The following is an 18,671-nucleotide window of genomic DNA, read 5'->3' on the forward strand; positions in this document are numbered from 1 at the left end:
TACCGGACGCCAGATATGAAAAAAGCAGCCCTTGGGCTGCTTTTTTCGGGAAGCACTGGCGAATTAGGCCAGTTTTTCCTTGATGCGTGCTGCCTTGCCGGACAGTTCGCGGAGGTAGTACAGCTTTGCCTTGCGCACGTCGCCGCGGCGCTTGACGGAAACGCTGTCTACCAGCGGGCTGTAGGTCTGGAAGGTACGCTCTACACCTACACCGTTGGAGATCTTGCGAACGGTGAACGCGCTGTTCAGGCCGCGGTTGCGCTTGCCGATGACAACGCCTTCGAAGGCCTGCAGACGCTGACGGTCGCCTTCCTTCACTTTAACCTGGACGATTACGGTGTCGCCGGGGGCGAACGCCGGAATCTCTTTGCTCATCTGTTCAGCTTCGATCTGCTGAATGATCTTGTTGGTCATTTCAGTGCTCCTAAGACAAGCGCTCGGCGCTCGCCATCGATACGTTAACTATCGTTCCGCTGGCGGATGTATTCCTCCAGCAGCTTCTTCTCTTCTCCAGAAAGCGAGCGGCAATCCAGAAGATCGGCACGTCGTTCCCAGGTCCTGCCTAAGGACTGCTGCAAACGCCAGCGCCGGATGTGTTCGTGGTTGCCGCTTAGCAGCACCTCAGGAACACGCTTGTCTGCATACACCTCAGGGCGGGTGTAGTGCGGACAGTCGAGCAGGCCATCCGTAAAGGAGTCCTCCTCTGCGGAATCCGCGTGGCCCAATGCACCGGGCAACAGCCGCGTCACCGCGTCGATCAACACCATTGCCGGAAGCTCACCCCCGGACAACACGTAGTCGCCAACCGACCACTCCTCATCGACATGCTCCTCAATGAAGCGCTCATCGATGCCTTCGTAACGCCCGGCGATCAGGATCAGACGTTCCTCGTTCGCCAGTTCTTTCACGGCCGCCTGCGTCAGCTTGCGACCTTGCGGCGAGAGATAGATCACCTTCGCCGGTCCGCCTGCGGCTTGCCGGGCATCGCCCAGTGCGCCTTCGAGCGGTTTGATTTTCATCACCATGCCGGGACCACCGCCGAAAGGCCTGTCGTCCACCGTCTGGTGACGGTCCTCGGTGTTGCTCCGCGGGTTGAAGCATTCGAGCCGTATCAGCTCCTGCTTTACCGCGCGACTCGTGATGCCATAATCGCTGATGGCGCGAAACATCTCGGGAAAGATGCTGATAACTCCTATCCACATGGATTAGAAGTCCGCGTCCCAGTCCACCCGAATCTCGCCAGCTTCCAGGTCTACCGCTTGCACGCACTGGTCCGTATAGGGCAACAGGCGTTCACGGTCGTCCAGGCTGCCTGCGCAGGGCTTGACTACCATCACATCGTTGGCGCCGGTCTCCAGCATGTGGTCGAGAATCCCGAACAGTTGCCCGTTCTGGTCGATCACCTTGAGACCTTCCAACTGGCTCCAGTAGAACTCGCCATCGTCCAGCACCGGCAGCTCGCTGCGCGGAACCAGGATTTCGAAGTCAGCGAAGGTACGGGCGATCTCGCGATCATCCAGCCCCTTCAGCTTCGCGACCAGGACATTGCCCTGCACGCGACCTTGGACCAGCTCAGCCTGTCGAACCTCGTTGCCACGCTTGAGCGTCCAGCGACGGTAGTCCAGCAGGTTGTCCAACGGATCGGTAAAGGAATATACCTTCACCTCACCACGGATGCCGTGCACCGAAACAATCTTGCCGAGAACTATCATCTCCTCGGCGGGAGCAGGCATCGTGTTCATCGATCTCAGGCAGCCTTGGCGGCTTCCTTGATCAGCTGAGCAACACGCTCGGACGGTTGAGCGCCTTGGCTCAGCCAGTAGTTCAGACGCTCCTGGTTGACCGAGAACTTGACTTCGGCGCCAGTGGCGACAGGGTTGAAGAAGCCGACGCGCTCGACGAAACGGCCGTCACGAGCGTTGCGGCTGTTGGTCACGGTCAGGTGATAGAACGGGCGCTTCTTGGAGCCGCCACGAGCCAGACGAATGGTTACCATGCGTACGTTGTTCCTATGGTTTGCTTGCAAAAAATAAATGCAGCCCTCGGGCACATAGCCCGAAAGGCCGCATATTCTATGAGCTAAAGCCCCGCGCCGCAAGCCGCAGCACGTCGGCCAGCCAGCCGGGCGGGCCTCCGGATCACATCTTCGGCATGCCGCCAGGGAACATGCTGCCCATGCCGCGCATCATTTTGGCCATACCGCCCTTGGCGGTGACCTTCTTCATCATCTTCTGCATCTGCTTGTGCTGTTTGATGAGACGGCCTACATCCTGCACCTGGGTACCGGAGCCGAGAGCGATGCGGCGCTTGCGCGAGCCGCTTATCACTTCGGGGTCACGGCGTTCGGCGGGCGTCATGGAGTTGATGATCGCTTCCATCTGCTTGAACTGCTTTTCCGCCGCATTCTGCGCATTGCCCATCTGCGACAGGTTGACGCCACCGAGCATCGGCAGCTTGTCCATCAGACTGCCCAGGCCACCCATGTTCTTCATCTGCTGCAACTGGTCACGGAAGTCTTCGAGGTCGAAGCCCTTGCCCTTCTTGATCTTCTTCGCGAGCTTCTCGGCCTTCTCGCGGTCCATGTTCTGCTCGGCCTGCTCGATCAGGCTCAGCACGTCGCCCATGCCGAGGATGCGCGAGGCCACGCGGTCCGGATGGAACGGATCGAGCGCTTCGCTCTTCTCGCCCATGCCGAGGAACTTGATCGGCTTGCCGGTGATGGCGCGCACCGACAACGCAGCACCGCCACGGGCATCGCCGTCTACCTTGGTCAGGACCACGCCGGTCAGCGGCAACGCATCGTTGAAGGCCTTGGCAGTATTGGCGGCATCCTGGCCGGTCATGGCATCGACCACGAACAGGGTTTCCACCGGCTTGATCGCCGCGTGGACCTGCTTGATCTCGTCCATCATGTCGGCGTCGATGTGCAGGCGACCAGCAGTATCGACGATCACCACGTCGATGAACTTCAGCTTGGCTTCGCGGATCGCCGCTTCGGCGATTGCCACCGGCTTCTGGCTGGTATCGGACGGGAAGAAGGTCACTTCCAGGTCATTGGCCAGGGTTTCCAGTTGCTTGATAGCCGCCGGGCGGTAAACGTCGGCGGACACCAGCAGCACGGACTTCTTCTTGCGCTCTTTAAGGAAGCGCGCCAGCTTGCCGGCGGTGGTGGTTTTCCCCGCGCCCTGCAGACCAGCCATCAGGATGACCGCTGGCGGGGCGGCATTGAGGTCCAGGTCCTCGTTGGCCGCGCCCATCAGGTCGACCAGTTCGGCCTGGACGATCTTCACGAATGCCTGGCCCGGGGTCAGGCTCTTGGACACCTCGGTGCCAACCGCGCGATCCTTGATCTTGGCGACGAAGTCCTTGACCACCGGCAGGGCCACGTCGGCTTCCAGCAGAGCCATGCGGACTTCGCGGAGCGTGTCCTTGATGTTGTCCTCGGTCAGCTTGGCCTTGCCGGTGACGTGGCGCAGCGTTTGCGAGAGGCGATCTGTAAGGTTTTCGAACATGCGCGTTCCTAATCAGACCCGGTCGGGTCAGGGTTTGGCTTGTCAGCAGGCGGCGGATTATAGCGAAGTGCGGCCAGCGCCAACACCGCCGATGATCCCTCCGTGATACACCGCTCTTGCCGCCAGAAGCGAACTGCTCCCGGCGACTTTCTAGGCGCAACCGTTCTATGCCACACTCACGACCTTTCGGGTCCCCCTTCCAAGGACTGTTCCAAGGACTTATGCAACCTCTGCTGCCCAGCCTGATCGCCGCCGTCCTCTACCTCGGCACCACCGCCTACCACGGCGCAAGCCTGGCCCGTCGCACCCCGCCGCAGAAACCCCTGCTCCTTCTGCTTGGCCTGATCGCTCTTCTCGGCCAGGCTTGGAGCCTGTCGATGGAGCTGCTGTCGACCGGCGGCCTGGTGCTGGATTTCTTCAACGCCGCCAGCCTGATTTCCGCCGCCGTCACCGCCCTGACGCTGCTGGCCTGTCTGCGTATCCCGGTAGAGAACCTGCTGATCGTCCTCTATCCGCTCGGCGCACTGACCACCCTGCTGGCGGCGCTGATGCCCCACGGCACCATCGAACCGATCAACGAGCAGCCGGGCATCCTCGCTCACATCCTGCTGTCGATCCTGGCCTACGGCCTGCTGACCATCGCGGTGGTGCAGGCCCTGCTGCTGCTGATCCAGGACCACCAGCTCAAGCACAAGCATCCGTCCGGCCTGATCCGCAACTTCCCTCCGCTGCAGACAATGGAAAGCCTGCTGTTCGGCTTCCTGTGGGGCGGCTGGTCGCTGCTCTCGCTGTCACTGATTTCCGGTTGGCTGTTCGTAGACAACCTGTTCGCCCAGCACCTGGCGCACAAGACCATCCTGTCCTGCTTCGCCTGGGTCGTGTTCGCCGTGCTGCTATGGGGCCGCCACCAGCTAGGCTGGCGCGGACACAAGGCGATCCGCTGGACACTGGCGGGCTTCTGCCTGTTGATGCTGGCCTATTTCGGCAGCAAGCTGGTCAAGGAATTCATCCTGCACATCTGAAGCCGGCGGCGGTGCCGAACCGCCGCAGAACGCTGAAGGAACCCGACGCATGGGCGACATCCATCCCGGCTATCTGATCGGCCTGCTGGTTTTCCTGCTGTTCTGTTCCGCATTCTTCTCCAGCGTAGAGACTGGCGTTCTCAGCCTCGACCGCTATCGGCTGCGCCACCTGTCCAAGCAGGGCAACCGTGGTGCACGGCGCACTTCCTGGCTGCTGCTGCGCACCGACCGCCTGCTGGGCACCATCCTGATCGGCAACAACTTCGTCAACGTCGTCGCCTCGGCACTCGCCACCCTGCTGGCTCTGCGCCTATGGGGAGAGTCCGCCGTCGCGCCGACCACCATCGCCTTGACCCTGGTGCTGCTGATCTTCGGCGAAATAACCCCCAAGACCTACGCCACCCTGCGCCCCGAGCGCGTCGCCTTCCCCGCCAGCCTGCCGCTCCTGTGGCTGCAGAAACTGTTCAGCCCGCTGCTCTGGCTGATGACCGGCGTGAGCAACATGCTGCTGCGGGCCTTCGGCCTCGACCCGACATTGCGGACCAACAAGCCCCTCAGCAACGACGAGCTGCGAAGCGTTGTCACCGATTCCAGCGAGAAGCTCACCGCCAATCGCCAGGACATGCTGCTAAGCATCCTCGACCTGGAAAAAATCACGGTCAACGACCTGATGATCCCGCGCAACGAGGTCCAGGGCATCGACCTGGACGACGAGCTGGAGACCATCATCGGCCAGTTGCGCAACACCACGCACACCCGCCTGCCGGTGTTCCGCAACGACATCAACCAGGTCGAAGGCATCGTTCACATGCGCCAGATAGCGCGCCTGCTGACACACAATCAATTGACCAAGGACAGCCTGAAGGCGGCGTGCCTGGAGCCCTACTTCGTTCCGGAAAGCACTCCGCTTTCGACCCAACTGATCAACTTCCAGAAACAGAAGCGGCGCATCGGCATTGTCGTCGACGAGTACGGCGAAGTCATCGGTATCATCACTCTGGAAGACATCCTCGAAGAGATCGTCGGCGAGTTCAGCAACCAGGATGCCTTGCGCAACCCCGATATCCACCCGCAGTCCGACGGCACCTACGTGATCGACGGCTCGGCCAACCTGCGCGACCTCAACCGCACCCTGGGCTGGCAATTGCCCAGCGATGGCCCGAAAACCCTCAACGGCCTCATCACCGAGGCGCTGGAGCAGATTCCCGATTGCGCGGTATGCCTGAAGATCGGCCGCTATCGCCTGGAAATCCTCCAGTCCGGGGAAAACCGGGTGAAGAGCGTGCGTGTCTGGCTGCCTGGCATTCCCACGCCTCCCGCATCGTACCGCGACGAGCTTGCCTGAGCCGCCCCGCGCGCGCCTATAATCCGGGCGGCTTACCCAGCCTCCCGCCAGCCGCCGCCGCTATCCGCGCCGTGTTGCTGGCCAGTCAATCGCACGCCCGCCGAGCCTCGACGCCACGTCGTTGCCTTGCGAAGCAGCCGGCATCGCCCAGACCCGCCGCGAGCCGCGCCTCCCCTGCCCCGACCCAGGGCCGCGCTTCCGTCTCGCGCCAAGGCGATGCCTCCTATGACGCCGGACACGACCGCCAGAGTCGTCGCCAGCCATGACTGCCAGGGGAATGCCTCGCATGACCAGCGCCACCCTCGACGCCGCCCAGCCAGCGGAACAGGCCAACTCCACCACCCGCGTGGCGGTCGCCAGCTTCATCGGCACTGCCATCGAGTTCTACGACTTCTATGTCTACGCCACCGCCGCAGCGCTGGTGATCGGGCCGGTATTCTTCCCGCAGACCTCCGGGACCGCGCAGGCGCTCAGCGCCTTCCTCACCTTCGGCATCGCCTTCTTGGCCCGCCCGCTGGGTTCGGCTCTGTTCGGCCACTTCGGCGACCGCATCGGGCGCAAGTCGACACTGGTGGCCTCACTGCTGCTGATGGGCATTTCCACCACCCTGATCGGCCTGCTGCCCGGCTATGACAGCATCGGCGCCTGGGCTCCGGTTCTGCTTTGCGTCCTGCGCTTCGGCCAGGGTCTCGGGCTGGGTGGCGAATGGGGCGGCGCCGCGCTGCTGGCCACTGAGAACGCGCCGAAGCATCGCCGGGCCTGGTTCGGCATGTTCCCGCAGATGGGCCCGTCAATCGGCTTTCTCGCCGCCAACGGCCTGTTCCTCTGCCTGGCCATGCTGCTCAGCGAAGAGCAGTTCCGCGCCTGGGGCTGGCGCATTCCCTTCATTCTCAGCGCCGTGCTGGTGATCGTCGGCCTGTACGTCCGCCTGAAACTGGCAGAAACGCCGGTATTCGCCAAGGCGATGGAGCGCCAGGAACGCTCCAGCCTGCCGATCGCTGAACTTCTTTCCAGGCACTGGCGCCCGACTCTGCTGGGTGCTCTGGCAATGGTGGTGTGCTACGCGCTGTTCTACATCTCCACGGTGTTCTCGCTGAGCTACGGTGTGGGCAGCCTGGGCTACAGCCGCGAAGAATTCCTCGGCCTGCTGTGCTTCGCCGTGCTCTTCATGGCTGCCGCCACACCGCTTTCCGCCTGGCTGAGCGACCGCTACGGACGCAGGCCGGTGCTGATCGTCGGCTGCATCGCGGCAATTCTCTCCGGCTTCGCCATGCAGCCGCTGCTGAGCCAGGGCTCGCCGGTGGAGGTCGCGGTGTTCCTGTCGCTGGAGCTGTTCCTGATGGGAGTGACCTTCGCCCCGATGGGCGCACTGCTGCCGGAACTGTTCCCCACGCACGTGCGCTACACCGGCGCATCGGCGGCTTACAACCTGGGCGGCATCCTCGGCGCCTCGGTAGCCCCGTACATCGCGCAGAAACTGGTCGGCATGGGCGGTCTGAGCTGGGTGGGCGGCTACGTTTCGGTGGCCGCGGCGCTCAGCCTGCTGGCGGTGCTGTGCCTGCGCGAGACCCGTGAACAGGATCTGAACGAGATCCGCTGAGGTTCCCGATACGTGCTGGAGAAGGCCCCTCCGGCACACTCAGTTCCGGGAGACCAGCCACTCCGCCAGATGCTCGCCCCAGACCTGGTAACCCAGCGCGGAAGGATGGTAGCCGTCGATGGCGAGGTATTGGGGCTGCATCGGCAGGCCGATCGAGCAATGCCCCGCTCCCTGCTCCTCCGCCAGTTGGCGAAGCTCACGATCGAGCAGGCTGGCACGCCAACCCAGCAACTGCCTCAGCAGCCAGGGCAAGGCACTGAAATGCTGCAACGGCGGCACCGCCGTACAGACAACCCGAACCCCCGAGCGGCGATAGTGATCGATCAGTTGCCCGACCGCGCCCAGCCAAACTCGGGACGAGCTGAGGCCGGTGGTGTCGTTGACGCCGAACACCAGCACAACCAGGTCCGGCAGCGGCTCTGGCGTCAGCGGAAGGAGCCGCTGGCACGCCTGGCCGGCGGTGATGCCGTTTTCGCCCAGCGCATGCCATGCCACCGGACGCCGCAGGCGCCCGGCCAGCCCACGAGCCAGATGGCCTGCCAGGGCAAACTCCAGGCAGGACACACCGACCCCCGCGACCGTGGACTCGCCAAGCAGCAGCACGCGCATCGCCTCGCCGGCATGTTCGTCACCGGCACGCCCACTGACCACGCCGGCTGCGGGCGACAAACGCAAGGCCGTGCGCCGGGTGTGCACGGCCAGGGGCAGGACCAGCGGCAGCAGAGGCGTTGCCGCCACCCACCAGACCAGCCCCGCCCAGCGCCTCACAGCTCGACGCTGACCGCCAGGGCCGAGCGAGTCGCCTTGGCACGCGCGGCCTCGATGGACTCGTCGCGCGCCAGCGCAACGCCCATGCGCCGTTGACCGTCGACTTCCGGCTTGCCGAACAGGCGCAACGCGGTATCGGGCTCGCTCAGGGCCGCGCCAAGGTTGCCGAAGGTAACCTGGTCGGACTTGCCTTCCACAAGAATCACCGCCGAGGCCGACGGGCCGAGCTGGCGAATCACCGGTATCGGCAGGCCGAGGATGGCGCGGGCATGCAGCGCGAACTCCGAGAGATCCTGGGAAATCAGCGTCACCAGGCCAGTATCGTGCGGACGGGGCGATACCTCGCTGAACCACACGTCATCGCCCTTCACGAATAGCTCCACACCGAATAGGCCACGGCCGCCCAACGCCTCGGTGACCGCCCGGGCGACGCGCTCGGATTCGGCCAGCGCCTTCGCGCTCATGGCTTGCGGCTGCCAGGATTCGTGGTAGTCACCCTTCACCTGACGGTGCCCGATAGGGGCGCAGAACGTGGTGCCAACGACGTGGCGCACGGTCAGCAGGGTGATCTCGTAGTCGAAGTCGATGAAGCCTTCGACGATGACCCGCCCCTTGCCGGCGCGGCCGCCCTCCTGGGCATAGTCCCAGGCAGCCTTCAGGTCGGCGTCGGACTTCAGCACGCTCTGGCCTTTGCCCGAGGAGCTCATGATTGGCTTGACTACGCACGGATAGCCCACTGCGGCAACGCCGGCGGCGTACTCGTCGTAAGTATCGGCAAAGTGGTATGGCGAGGTTGGCAGGCCCAGTTCCTCGGCAGCCAGACGGCGGATGCCCTCACGGTTCATGGTCAGTTGCGCGGCGCGGGCGGTGGGGATGACGGTGTAGCCTTCGCTCTCCAGCTCCACCAGGGTCGCGGTGGCAATGGCTTCGATCTCGGGCACGATGTAGTGCGGCTTCTCCCGCTCGATCACCGAGCGCAGGGCCGCGCCGTCAAGCATGCTGATCACGTGACTGCGATGAGCCACTTGCATGGCGGGAGCATTCTCGTAGCGGTCGACGGCGATCACTTCGCAGCCAAGACGTTGCAGCTCGATCACCACTTCCTTGCCCAGCTCGCCGGAGCCACAGAGCAGTACACGGGTCGCGCTGGGCGACAGGGGCGTTCCAATACGGGGCATTGCATGAACCTCAAGCATCAGGAATTCGGCAGGCGGGCTAACTCAGCACGCCCGATTCGCGGGCGCGTTGTTCGCAACGCCTGAGTACCTCGCGGCGCTCGGCGTTGGCCATGCGCCCCCAGCGGGTAATCTCGTCGGCACTGCGCTGACAGCCCAGGCAGATATCGGCGTCGTCCAGCGCGCAGACATGCACGCAGGGCGACGCCACGGGACGTTCTTCAGTCATCTTCCTGCTCGGCCAGATCGCGTGCGTAACGCTGGGCGTTGTGCACGTAGTGGGCGGCACTGGCTTCAAGCATCTTTTTCTGCGGCTCGGTCAGTTCACGCACGACCTTGCCGGGCGAGCCCATGACCAGCGAGCCATCAGGAATTTCCTTGCCTTCGGGAATCAGTGCATTGGCGCCGATGATGCAGTACTTGCCGATCTTCGCCCCGTTGAGGATCACCGCGTTGATGCCGATGAGGCTGTAGTCGCCCACCGAGCAGCCGTGAAGCATGGCGTTGTGACCGATAGTGACACCCTTGCCGATGTTCAGGGGGAAGCCCATGTCGGTGTGCATCACGGTGCCATCCTGCACGTTGCTGTGCTCGCCGATGTGGATCAGCTCGTTATCGCCGCGCAGCACGGCGTTGAACCACACGCTGGCGCCGGCATCGAGCCGCACCTTGCCGACCAGGGTGGCATTGGGTGCGACCCAGCTTTCCGGATGGGTTTCGACTCGGGACGAGCCCAGGCGGTATTTCATGGAATTCTCCTCAGGCGGGGCCGCTCATTGTTATGGGAAGCTCAGCTCAGCTTGATGAACTGCGCCGGCGGCTGGTGAAGATCGATGCGGGCGTCGTACAGAAGGTTTACCAGCTCGACCAGCATGATCGCGGACAAGCCCCAGATCTTGTATCCCTCGTAGAGATAGCTTGGAACGTACCAGCTGCGACCGAAGTAATCGATGCGATGGGTGGTTTCCCGAGGATCGGCACGGAAGAATTCCAGCGGCACCTTGAATACCGCGGCGATCTCGCCGTCGTTGGGGCGATACTCGACGAAATCGGGGACGAAACCGACAAATGGCTTGACCAGGATGCCGTGCCGGGAAACCAGGGTGCTCAGCGGGCCGACCACCTCCACCAGCCCCGGAGGCAGGGCGATCTCCTCCTCCGCCTCGCGCAGGGCGGTGTGGATCAGGTCGACATCCTCGGGATCGCGCCGGCCACCCGGAAACGCCACCTCGCCGCTGTGGGTGGACAATCCCGTCGCCCGGAGTGTGAGCACCAGCTCTTCATGGGGAGTGATGGGTAGCAGGACCGCCGCTTCCGGGAAGCTGTGGTCCGATTGGAGATCGCGAGGCGTGTGCGCCTGTATGCGTTGGCGCAGCTGGTCCAGCATGCCGAACATCCTGCGGGAAAGGGCCGATTCTTCTAATTGAAGGATCATGGCACGAAAGCTTGAACTGCCCAAGCCCCGCCCCTTGCTGCTAACAAGGCGCAGCGCGCAAGATGCGCCAATATCAGAACAAGGAACCGGCATGAAATTCTGCAGTCAATGCGGCGCCAGCGTGAGCTTGCGCATCCCCGGCGGCGACAATCGTCCGCGCTACGTCTGCGACCAGTGCCATACCGTGCATTACCAGAACCCTCGGATCGTCGCCGGATGCCTGCCGGTCTGGGATGGGCGCATCCTCCTCTGCCGCCGCGCCATCCAGCCTCGCCAGGGCTTCTGGACATTGCCCGCCGGTTTCATGGAGAACGGCGAGACCCTCGAACAGGCCGCCACCCGGGAAACCCTCGAAGAAGCCTGCGCACGAGTCCACAGCCTGCAGCTCTATACCCTCTTCGACCTGCCCCACATAAGCCAGGTGTACATGTTCTTCCGTGCCGAACTGACCGATGCCGACTTCGCCGCCGGCGAGGAAAGCCTGGAGGTTCGCTTGTTCGAAGAATCCGACGTCCCGTGGAGCGAGCTGGCTTTCCCCACGGTGGGCCGTACCTTAGAATGCTACTTCGCGGACCGGCTCGAACGGAGCTTCCCGGTACGCAATGAAGCCATCGCACCGATGCTGGCACAGAAAAAGAACTAAAAGACCTGAATACCGCCTCCAAGGCATTAGGATCACTGGGGAACACGTTTCGATGCGCTGGCTGATCGCCGTACTCTGTCTGACCTTCGCAGCGTTCTCACACGCCAATGCGACGCCTACGCTCGACGGTCGGATCGACAAGATTCTCGTGCTCAAGTCCGAGCGCAAGCTGCACCTCCTGAGCAACGGCAAGATTCTCAAGAGTTACCGGGTGTCCCTGGGCAAGCGCCCGCAGGGCCCGAAGCTCGCCGAGGGCGACAATCGCACGCCGGAAGGCTTCTACTGGGTCGACTGGCGCAAGACCAGCGACAAGTACAACCTCTCCATGCACATTTCCTACCCCAACGCGCGCGACGTGGCGAAGGCCCGCGAAAAGAACCTGTCACCGGGCGGGATGATCATGATCCACGGTACGCCGATGGATGACGATTACCCGGAGTGGTACTTCTCCACCCTGGACTGGACCAACGGCTGCATCGCCATGACCAATTCAGACATGCGCGAGGTCTGGAGCCTGGTCAAGGACGGTACGCTGATCGAAATCCGTCCCTGACCATCTCCAGAAACGAAAAAGGCGCCCGAAGGCGCCTTTTTTAATGTCGGTCAAAACACCATGTCCGACAATCGCCAAACCTCGAAGGCCGGTGTTTCATAGGGATGGGCAGCTTTCAGCGCCTTCACCGAGTCGTGGATCAACTCGTCGGCGACGACCATCTCGACCTTCCACTCCGCGACCTGCTCGATACTACCGGCCTGACCGATGAAGGGATTGCTACCCTGCAGCGGCCGGAACTGTCCCTGCCCCAGAACCTGCCAGCAACAACTGTCATAGGCCCCGATGCGCCCTGCACCAGCAGCGAATACCGCCTTCTTGACCGGTTCCAGATGACTCTCTGGAACATAAAAGCAAAGTTTGTACATCAGATGCTCCGAATCAGGGAGATCGAAACAGAGGAATGCTGGCAATTGATGCCACGTGTGACAAATGCTGCCACAAATAGTGGCACATTGCCTCTTATGACTTGCGAGTCATCGGGAAAGTTCGACCGCCCAGGAGGCACTGCTTCGCTTGAACGGCACTTTGTCTGAAAAATGTGAACGGCATCGTTCTTATCTCAGCTCAACGTCCGAAGAAACGCTGCAAGCGCTCTCTGAAGCTCCGAGCATCGGGTGCGTGCGCGCCATCGCAATACGGCAACCTGGCCGAGCGTCCGCAACGGCACAGCAACAGATGACGCTCACGCCGAACCTCAAGCTCCAGCGCCGCCTCGCAGCCATCCCGGCAATCCGGCAGGCAGGCCGAACGACCGCAACGGCATAGCCGCAACCGATCGCCAGGGCGGACGCTACGGACCTCCGGCAACACCTGTACCACGCGCTCTTCGTCGCTCATTTCCGATCCGCCATGAAAAAGGGGAAAGCCCGGTTTCCCCGGCTTTCCCCTCGCTCATTGCCGCAGGCTGACGCCCGCGCCGTGAATCAACCTACCCAGACGCGGGCGTTGCGGAACATGCGCATCCAGCCGCCGTTCTCTTCCCACTCGTCCGGACGCCAGGAGTTCTGCACGGCACGGAACACACGCTCCGGGTGCGGCATCATGATGGTCACACGGCCGTCGCGGCTGGTCAGGCCGGTAATACCGCGCGGCGAGCCGTTGGGGTTGGCCGGGTAGGACTCGGTAACCTTGCCGTAGTTGTCGACGAAGCGCATCGCCACAGTGCCGGACAGGTCGGCCTCCAGCAGCGCCTCCTCGCTTTCGAACTCCGCATGGCCTTCGCCGTGGGCGATGGCGATCGGCAGGCGCGAACCGGCCATGCCCTGCAGGAAGATCGACTGCGACTCCTGCACCTGAACCATCGCCACGCGCGCTTCGAACTGCTCGGAGCGGTTGCGCACGAAGTGTGGCCAGAACTCGGTGCCGGGGATCAGTTCGTGCAGGTTGGACATCATCTGGCAACCGTTGCACACGCCCAGGGCGAAGCTGTCCTTGCGCTCGAAGAAGGCCTGGAAGCCTTCGCGGGCACGGGCATTGAACAGGATCGACTTGGCCCAGCCCTCGCCAGCGCCGAGGACGTCACCGTAGGAGAAGCCGCCGCAGGCCACAAGGCCCTTGAATTGCTCCAGGCTGACCCGGCCGGACAGGATATCGCTCATGTGCACGTCCACCGCCGCGAAGCCGGCGCGGTCGAAGGCCGCGGCCATTTCCACCTGGCCATTGACGCCCTGCTCGCGAAGGATCGCAACCTGCGGACGCACGCCTTTCTTGATGTACGGTGCGGCGATGTCTTCGTTGACGTCGAAGCTGAGCTTCACCGAGAGCCCCGGATTGTCTTCTTCCAGCAGGCCGTCGAATTCCTGGTCGGCGCAGTCGACGTTGTCGCGCATGCGCTGGATGCGGTAGCTGGTTTCGCTCCAGATACGCTGCAGGTTGCGGCGTTGGTCAGCGAATACGCGCTCACCGTTGAACGACAGCTCGATATCGGCACCATTCACCGGCTGACCGATGACTGCCACGCAATCTTCCAGACCGGCAGCGCTGAACTGGGCCAGGACTTCCGGCGTGGCGCCTTCGTGCACCTGGATCACCGCGCCGAGTTCTTCGTTGAACAGGACGGCGATGAGTTCTTCGCGGCTATCGGCCAACGCGTCGAGGCGCAGATCCAGTCCGCAATGGCCGGCAAAGGCCATTTCGGCCACGGTGGCCATCAGGCCGCCATCGGAGCGGTCGTGGTAGGCCAGCAGGTGGCCATCGGCGTTCAGGCCCTGGATTACGGCGAAGAAGGCTTTCAGGTCTTCTGCATCGTCGACGTCCGGTGCGGCACGGCCGATCTGGCCGTTGACCTGCGCGAGAATCGAGCCGCCCATGCGGTTCTTGCCACGGCCCAGGTCGATCAGGATCAGGTCGGTTTCACCCTTGTCCAGGCGCAGTTGCGGAGTGAGTGTCTTGCGAATGTCATTGACCGGCGCGAAGCCGGAGATGATCAGAGACATCGGCGCGGTCACGCTCTTCTCGGCGTCGCCATCCTGCCAACGGGTCTTCATGGACATGGAGTCCTTGCCCACCGGGATGGTGATGCCCAGCGCCGGGCACAGCTCCATGCCGACGGCCTTGACGGTGTCGTAAAGGCGCGCATCCTCGCCCGGGTGGCCGGCAGCAGCCATCCAGTTGGCGGAGAGCTTGATCTCGGAGATCTTGTCGATACTGGCAGCGGCGAGGTTGGTAATGGTCTCGCCAATCGCCATACGGCCGGAGGCCGGCGCGTCGATCAGCGCCAGCGGCGTACGCTCTCCCATCGCCATCGCTTCGCCGGTATAGACGTCGAAGCTGGTGGCGGTGACGGCACAATCGGCCACCGGGACCTGCCACGGGCCGACCATCTGGTCGCGGGCGACGAGGCCGGTGATGGTGCGGTCGCCGATGGTTATCAGGAAATTCTTGCTCGCCACGGCCGGGTGACGCAGCACGCGCTGGGTGGACTCGGTGAGGTCCAGGCCGGCGGCGGCGAAATCGTCGCCCAGTTCGGCTTCGCGGCTGACCGAACGGTGCATGCGCGGCGGCTTGCCGAGCAGCACGTCGAGCGGCATGTCCACCGGCTTGTTGCCGAAGTGGCTGTCGGCAACCGTCAGTTGTTTCTCCTCGGTGGCCTCGCCAACTACGGCGAACGGGCAACGCTCGCGCTCACAGATAGCCTTGAAGGTTTCGAAGTCGGCGGCGTCCACGGACAGGACATAGCGCTCCTGCGATTCGTTGCACCAGATTTCCAACGGGCTCATGCCCGGCTCGTCGTTAGGCACGGCGCGCAGCTCGAAGCGGCCACCGCGGCCACCGTCGTTGATCAGTTCCGGCAGGGCATTGGAGATGCCGCCCGCGCCCACGTCGTGGATGAACTTGATCGGGTTGTTGTCGCCCATCTGCCAGCAGCGGTCGATGACCTCCTGGCAGCGGCGCTCCATTTCCGGGTTCTCGCGCTGCACCGAGGCGAAGTCCAGGTCCGCGGCGGAAGCGCCAGTGGCCATCGACGAGGCGGCACCGCCGCCCAGGCCGATGAGCATGGCCGGGCCGCCGAGCACGATCAGCTTGGCGCCGACCGAAATCTCGCCCTTCTGCACGTGGTCTTCGCGGATGTTGCCCATGCCGCCGGCGATCATGATCGGTTTGTGGTAGCCGCGAACTTCATCGCCGCGCGGGGTGGCGATGGATTGCTCGAAGGTACGGAAGTAGCCAGCCAGGTTCGGACGGCCGAACTCGTTGTTGAACGCGGCGCCGCCCAGCGGGCCTTCGATCATGATGTCCAGCGGAGTGACGATGCGCTCGGGCTTGCCGTAGGGCACTTCCCACGGCTGCTCGAAACCGGGGATGTTCAGGTTGGACACGGTGAAGCCGACCAGGCCCGCCTTGGGCTTGGCGCCACGGCCGGTCGCGCCTTCGTCGCGGATCTCGCCGCCGGAGCCGGTGGAGGCGCCGGGGAACGGTGCGATAGCGGTCGGGTGGTTGTGGGTCTCCACCTTCATCAGGATGTGTACAGGCTCCTCGCTGGCACCGTACTCGCGGGTGTCCGCATTCGGGTAGAAGCGGCCGGCGACGTAGCCCTTCATGACCGCGGCGTTGTCCTTGTATGCGGACAGCACGCCTTCGCGGTGCATTTCATAAGTGTTCTTGATCATGCCGAACAGGCTCTTCTCCTGAGCCTGGCCGTCGATGTCCCAACTGGCGTTGAAAATCTTGTGGCGGCAATGTTCGGAGTTGGCCTGGGCGAACATCATCAGCTCGACATCGTGCGGGTTGCGGCCCAGCTCGACGAAGCTTTTCACCAGATAATCGATCTCGTCTTCGGCCAGGGCCAGGCCCAGCTCGAGGTTGGCTTTCTCCAGCGCGGCGCGGCCGCCGGCGAGGATGTCCACCACGGTCAACGGCTTGGGCTGGGCGTGACTGAACAGGGCGGAAGCTTCTTCCAGCTCATTGAGTACAAGCTGGGTCATGCGGTCGTGCAGGCGCGCCGCGATCTGTTGCACGTCGGCCTCGCTCAGCTCGCCGCTGACGTAATAGGCGATGCCGCGCTCGATACGCTCGATCTTCGCCAGGCCGCAGTTGCGGGCGATATCCGATGCCTTGCTCGACCACGGCGAGATGGTGCCGAAGCGCGGCACCACCAGGAACAGGCGACCGCTGGGCTCCTGCACCGGTACGCTAGGGCCATACTTGAGCAGGCGGGCGAGAACCTGTTCTTCCTCGGCGTTGAGGGCTCCGGTGACCTCGGCGAAGTGCGCAAACTCGGCATACAGCCCGGTGACGGCGGGCACCTGCTGAGTCAGCAGGTCGAGCAGTTTGCCGTGGCGGAAAGCGGAAAGGGCGGGAGCACCGCGCAGGATCAGCATTGTCGGAACAGCCTCTGGAGACGGGGAAGTGTGCGGGCCGGACGGGGCGGCCCACAGAGGCCGTGCATTCTATCGTAAACAGCAGGGCGACGGCACCATTCCAGCAGCATCCTCGCCGTTGCTCCCGCGGATCGGCCCATTCATCTTCGAACGGCTTCGAGCGGCCTGGAGCGAGCCCCCGTGGCGCGGCCTTCCGCTGCAAGGATGCCGACGAACGGCAGATCAGCTAGCAGAGATGCAGCAACCTGTCGAGATATGGCGCACAACTGCCTTTGCGTATACTGCCCCGATGCTTGCCCTGACTGTGTCCCGCGTGCGTTGCACCGCCTGGTTCTTGGCGACCTGTATCTTTCTGCTGCTCTCCGGCTGTACCGAGGCGAAAGTCCCGACGGCCCTTGAGCGCGTGCAGAAGGACGGTGTCCTGCGCGTGATCACCCGAAACAGCCCCGCTACCTACTTCCAGGACCGCAACGGCGACACCGGCTTCGAATACGAGCTGGCCAAGCGCTTCGCCGACAGCCTGGGCGTGAAGCTGGAGATCGAGACCGCCGACAACATCGAGGATCTCTACGACCAGCTCGGTCACGATGGCGGCCCGGACCTCGCCGCCGCGGGCCTGACCCCCGGCGGCGATCGCAGCGGTCAGGTGCGCTACTCGCACTCCTACCTCGATGTCACCCCGCAGGTCGTCTATCGCAACGGCGCACAACGCCCCACCCGCCCGGAAGACCTGGTCGGCAAGCGCATAGTCGTGCTCAAGGGAAGCAGCCACGCCGCGCAACTGGCCGAACTGAAGAAGCAGTTCCCGAAGCTGGAATACCGCGAGTCGGACGCCGACGAAATGGTCGATCTGCTGCGCATGGTGGATGTCGGCGAGATCGACCTGACTCTGGTGGACTCAAACGAACTGGCGATGAACCAGGTCTACTTCCCCAACGTGCGCGTAGCCTTCGACCTTGGCGACTCCCGCGGTCTGGCCTGGGCGCTGCCCGCCGGAGATGACAACAGCCTGATCGACAAGGTCAACGCCTTCCTCGACAAGGCCAAGCAGGACGGCCTGCTGCAACGCCTGAAGGACCGCTACTATGGGCATGTCGACGTACTCGGCTACGTCGGTGCCTACACCTTCGCCCAGCACCTGCAGCAACGCCTGCCCAAGTACGAACCGCACTTCCGCCAGAGCGGCCAGAAGCTCGAGGCCGACTGGCGCCTGCTGGCGGCCATCGGCTACCAGGAGTCCATGTGGCAGCCCGACGCGACTTCCAAGACCGGCGTACGCGGCCTGATGATGTTGACCAACCGCACCGCACAGGCGATGGGCGTGGCCAATCGTCTGGACGCCAAGCAAAGCATCCAGGGCGGCAGCAAGTATTACATCCAGATCAAGGACGAACTGCCCGAGAGCATCAAGGACCCGGACCGCACATGGTTCGCCCTGGCCGCCTACAACATCGGCGGCGCCCATCTGGACGACGCACGCAAGCTGGCCGAACAGGAAGGACTGAACCCGAACAAGTGGCTCGATGTAAAGAAGATGCTGCCGCGCCTGTCGCAGAAGGCTTGGTATCGCAAGACTCGCTACGGCTACGCGCGTGGCGGCGAGACCGTGCACTTCGTGCAGAACGTGCGCCGCTACTACGACATCCTCACCTGGGTGACCCAGCCGCAGATGGAAGGCAGCCAGCTCGCCGAGAGCGGCCTGCACCTGCCGGGGGTGAACAAGAACAAGCCCCAGGACAACCCGCAGGATGAAAAGCTCTAGCGGACCACGGACATGAAAAAGCCCGGCATCAGC

At 63.5% G+C, this 18,671-nt stretch carries 19 protein-coding genes; 6 read left to right on the forward strand and 13 right to left on the reverse strand.

Translation table 11 applies throughout. From position 1 onward, the window contains the following. Positions 1–63: 63 nt before the first annotated feature. The 5 genes from rplS to ffh form a co-directional block, all read right to left on the reverse strand. A complete protein-coding gene (gene rplS, locus OU419_RS21835) occupies positions 64–414 on the reverse strand; it encodes a 50S ribosomal protein L19 (RefSeq protein WP_045210463.1) in 351 nt (116 codons plus the stop codon). Between the two features lie 44 nt (positions 415–458). Next, positions 459–1,202, reverse strand: a complete 744-nt coding sequence (gene trmD, locus OU419_RS21840; RefSeq protein WP_254470660.1) for a tRNA (guanosine(37)-N1)-methyltransferase TrmD — start codon at positions 1,200–1,202, stop codon at positions 459–461. A 3-nt stretch (positions 1,203–1,205) separates the two neighbouring features. After that, on the reverse strand, positions 1,206–1,733 hold the full coding sequence (rimM, locus tag OU419_RS21845; RefSeq protein WP_254470888.1) for a ribosome maturation factor RimM: 528 nt from the start codon (positions 1,731–1,733) through the stop codon (positions 1,206–1,208). A 14-nt stretch (positions 1,734–1,747) separates the two neighbouring features. Beyond that, positions 1,748–1,996, reverse strand: coding sequence for a 30S ribosomal protein S16 (gene rpsP, locus OU419_RS21850; protein ID WP_192291507.1), 249 nt, complete (start codon positions 1,994–1,996; stop codon positions 1,748–1,750). Positions 1,997–2,138: 142 nt separating this feature from the next. After that, a complete protein-coding gene (gene ffh, locus OU419_RS21855) occupies positions 2,139–3,512 on the reverse strand; it encodes a signal recognition particle protein (protein ID WP_254470659.1) in 1,374 nt (457 codons plus the stop codon). 221 nt (positions 3,513–3,733) lie between these two features. On the opposite strand from ffh, the gene OU419_RS21860 reads away from it, so the two are divergent. From OU419_RS21860 to OU419_RS21870, 3 genes are all read left to right on the forward strand, one after another. Beyond that, positions 3,734–4,534 (forward strand): cytochrome C assembly family protein, encoded by an 801-nt coding sequence (locus OU419_RS21860; RefSeq protein WP_254470658.1) that lies wholly within the window; start codon positions 3,734–3,736, stop codon positions 4,532–4,534. A gap of 49 nt (positions 4,535–4,583) precedes the next feature. After that, on the forward strand, positions 4,584–5,879 hold the full coding sequence (locus tag OU419_RS21865; RefSeq protein ID WP_254470657.1) for an HlyC/CorC family transporter: 1,296 nt from the start codon (positions 4,584–4,586) through the stop codon (positions 5,877–5,879). A 286-nt stretch (positions 5,880–6,165) separates the two neighbouring features. Continuing rightward, entirely contained in the window at positions 6,166–7,479 is a 1,314-nt protein-coding gene (locus OU419_RS21870) for an MFS transporter (protein ID WP_254470656.1), read from the forward strand. Between the two features lie 39 nt (positions 7,480–7,518). Here the strand turns inward: OU419_RS21870 and OU419_RS21875 are convergent, their stop codons facing one another. Genes OU419_RS21875 through OU419_RS21895 form a run of 5 tightly spaced genes read right to left on the reverse strand, consistent with a single transcriptional unit; the run spans position 7,519 to position 10,809 of the window. Continuing rightward, complete coding sequence (locus tag OU419_RS21875; RefSeq protein WP_254470655.1) at positions 7,519–8,247, reverse strand: SGNH/GDSL hydrolase family protein; 729 nt, start codon at positions 8,245–8,247, stop codon at positions 7,519–7,521. Next, positions 8,244–9,425 carry a formate-dependent phosphoribosylglycinamide formyltransferase gene (gene purT / locus OU419_RS21880; RefSeq protein WP_254470654.1) on the reverse strand — a complete coding sequence of 394 codons (1,182 nt, stop codon included), beginning with the start codon at positions 9,423–9,425 and terminating at the stop codon, positions 8,244–8,246. Before purT ends, OU419_RS21875 begins: the two co-directional genes overlap by 4 nt. A 37-nt stretch (positions 9,426–9,462) precedes the next feature. Continuing rightward, positions 9,463–9,651, reverse strand: a complete 189-nt coding sequence (locus OU419_RS21885; RefSeq protein WP_254470653.1) for a DUF1289 domain-containing protein — start codon at positions 9,649–9,651, stop codon at positions 9,463–9,465. Continuing rightward, on the reverse strand, positions 9,644–10,171 hold the full coding sequence (locus tag OU419_RS21890; RefSeq protein WP_254470652.1) for a gamma carbonic anhydrase family protein: 528 nt from the start codon (positions 10,169–10,171) through the stop codon (positions 9,644–9,646). The genes OU419_RS21885 and OU419_RS21890 overlap by 8 nt, the downstream gene beginning before the upstream one ends. A gap of 41 nt (positions 10,172–10,212) precedes the next feature. After that, on the reverse strand, positions 10,213–10,809 hold the full coding sequence (locus OU419_RS21895; protein ID WP_408004905.1) for a CoA pyrophosphatase: 597 nt from the start codon (positions 10,807–10,809) through the stop codon (positions 10,213–10,215). A gap of 139 nt (positions 10,810–10,948) precedes the next feature. On the opposite strand from OU419_RS21895, the gene OU419_RS21900 reads away from it, so the two are divergent. Next, positions 10,949–11,500: an NUDIX hydrolase gene (locus OU419_RS21900; RefSeq protein WP_254470651.1), complete on the forward strand. Its 552-nt coding sequence runs from the start codon at positions 10,949–10,951 to the stop codon at positions 11,498–11,500. A 52-nt stretch (positions 11,501–11,552) separates the two neighbouring features. After that, positions 11,553–12,053, forward strand: a complete 501-nt coding sequence (locus tag OU419_RS21905) for a L,D-transpeptidase family protein (protein ID WP_254470650.1) — start codon at positions 11,553–11,555, stop codon at positions 12,051–12,053. Between the two features lie 50 nt (positions 12,054–12,103). Here the strand turns inward: OU419_RS21905 and OU419_RS21910 are convergent, their stop codons facing one another. The 3 genes from OU419_RS21910 to purL all read right to left on the reverse strand — a co-directional run bounded on the left by OU419_RS21910 (position 12,104) and on the right by purL (position 16,876). Then, positions 12,104–12,421, reverse strand: coding sequence for a Nif3-like dinuclear metal center hexameric protein (locus OU419_RS21910; RefSeq protein ID WP_254470649.1), 318 nt, complete (start codon positions 12,419–12,421; stop codon positions 12,104–12,106). A gap of 199 nt (positions 12,422–12,620) precedes the next feature. Continuing rightward, positions 12,621–12,893, reverse strand: coding sequence for a CDGSH iron-sulfur domain-containing protein (locus tag OU419_RS21915; protein ID WP_254470648.1), 273 nt, complete (start codon positions 12,891–12,893; stop codon positions 12,621–12,623). Between the two features lie 86 nt (positions 12,894–12,979). After that, positions 12,980–16,876 (reverse strand): phosphoribosylformylglycinamidine synthase, encoded by a 3,897-nt coding sequence (gene purL / locus OU419_RS21920; RefSeq protein ID WP_254470647.1) that lies wholly within the window; start codon positions 16,874–16,876, stop codon positions 12,980–12,982. A gap of 289 nt (positions 16,877–17,165) precedes the next feature. Between purL and mltF the strand changes: the two genes are divergently transcribed. Beyond that, positions 17,166–18,638, forward strand: coding sequence for a membrane-bound lytic murein transglycosylase MltF (mltF, locus tag OU419_RS21925; RefSeq protein WP_254470646.1), 1,473 nt, complete (start codon positions 17,166–17,168; stop codon positions 18,636–18,638). The last annotated feature ends 33 nt before the right edge of the window (positions 18,639–18,671 follow it).

This window comes from Pseudomonas triclosanedens, assembly GCF_026686735.1.
Taxonomy (GTDB): Bacteria; Pseudomonadota; Gammaproteobacteria; order Pseudomonadales; family Pseudomonadaceae; genus Pseudomonas; species Pseudomonas triclosanedens.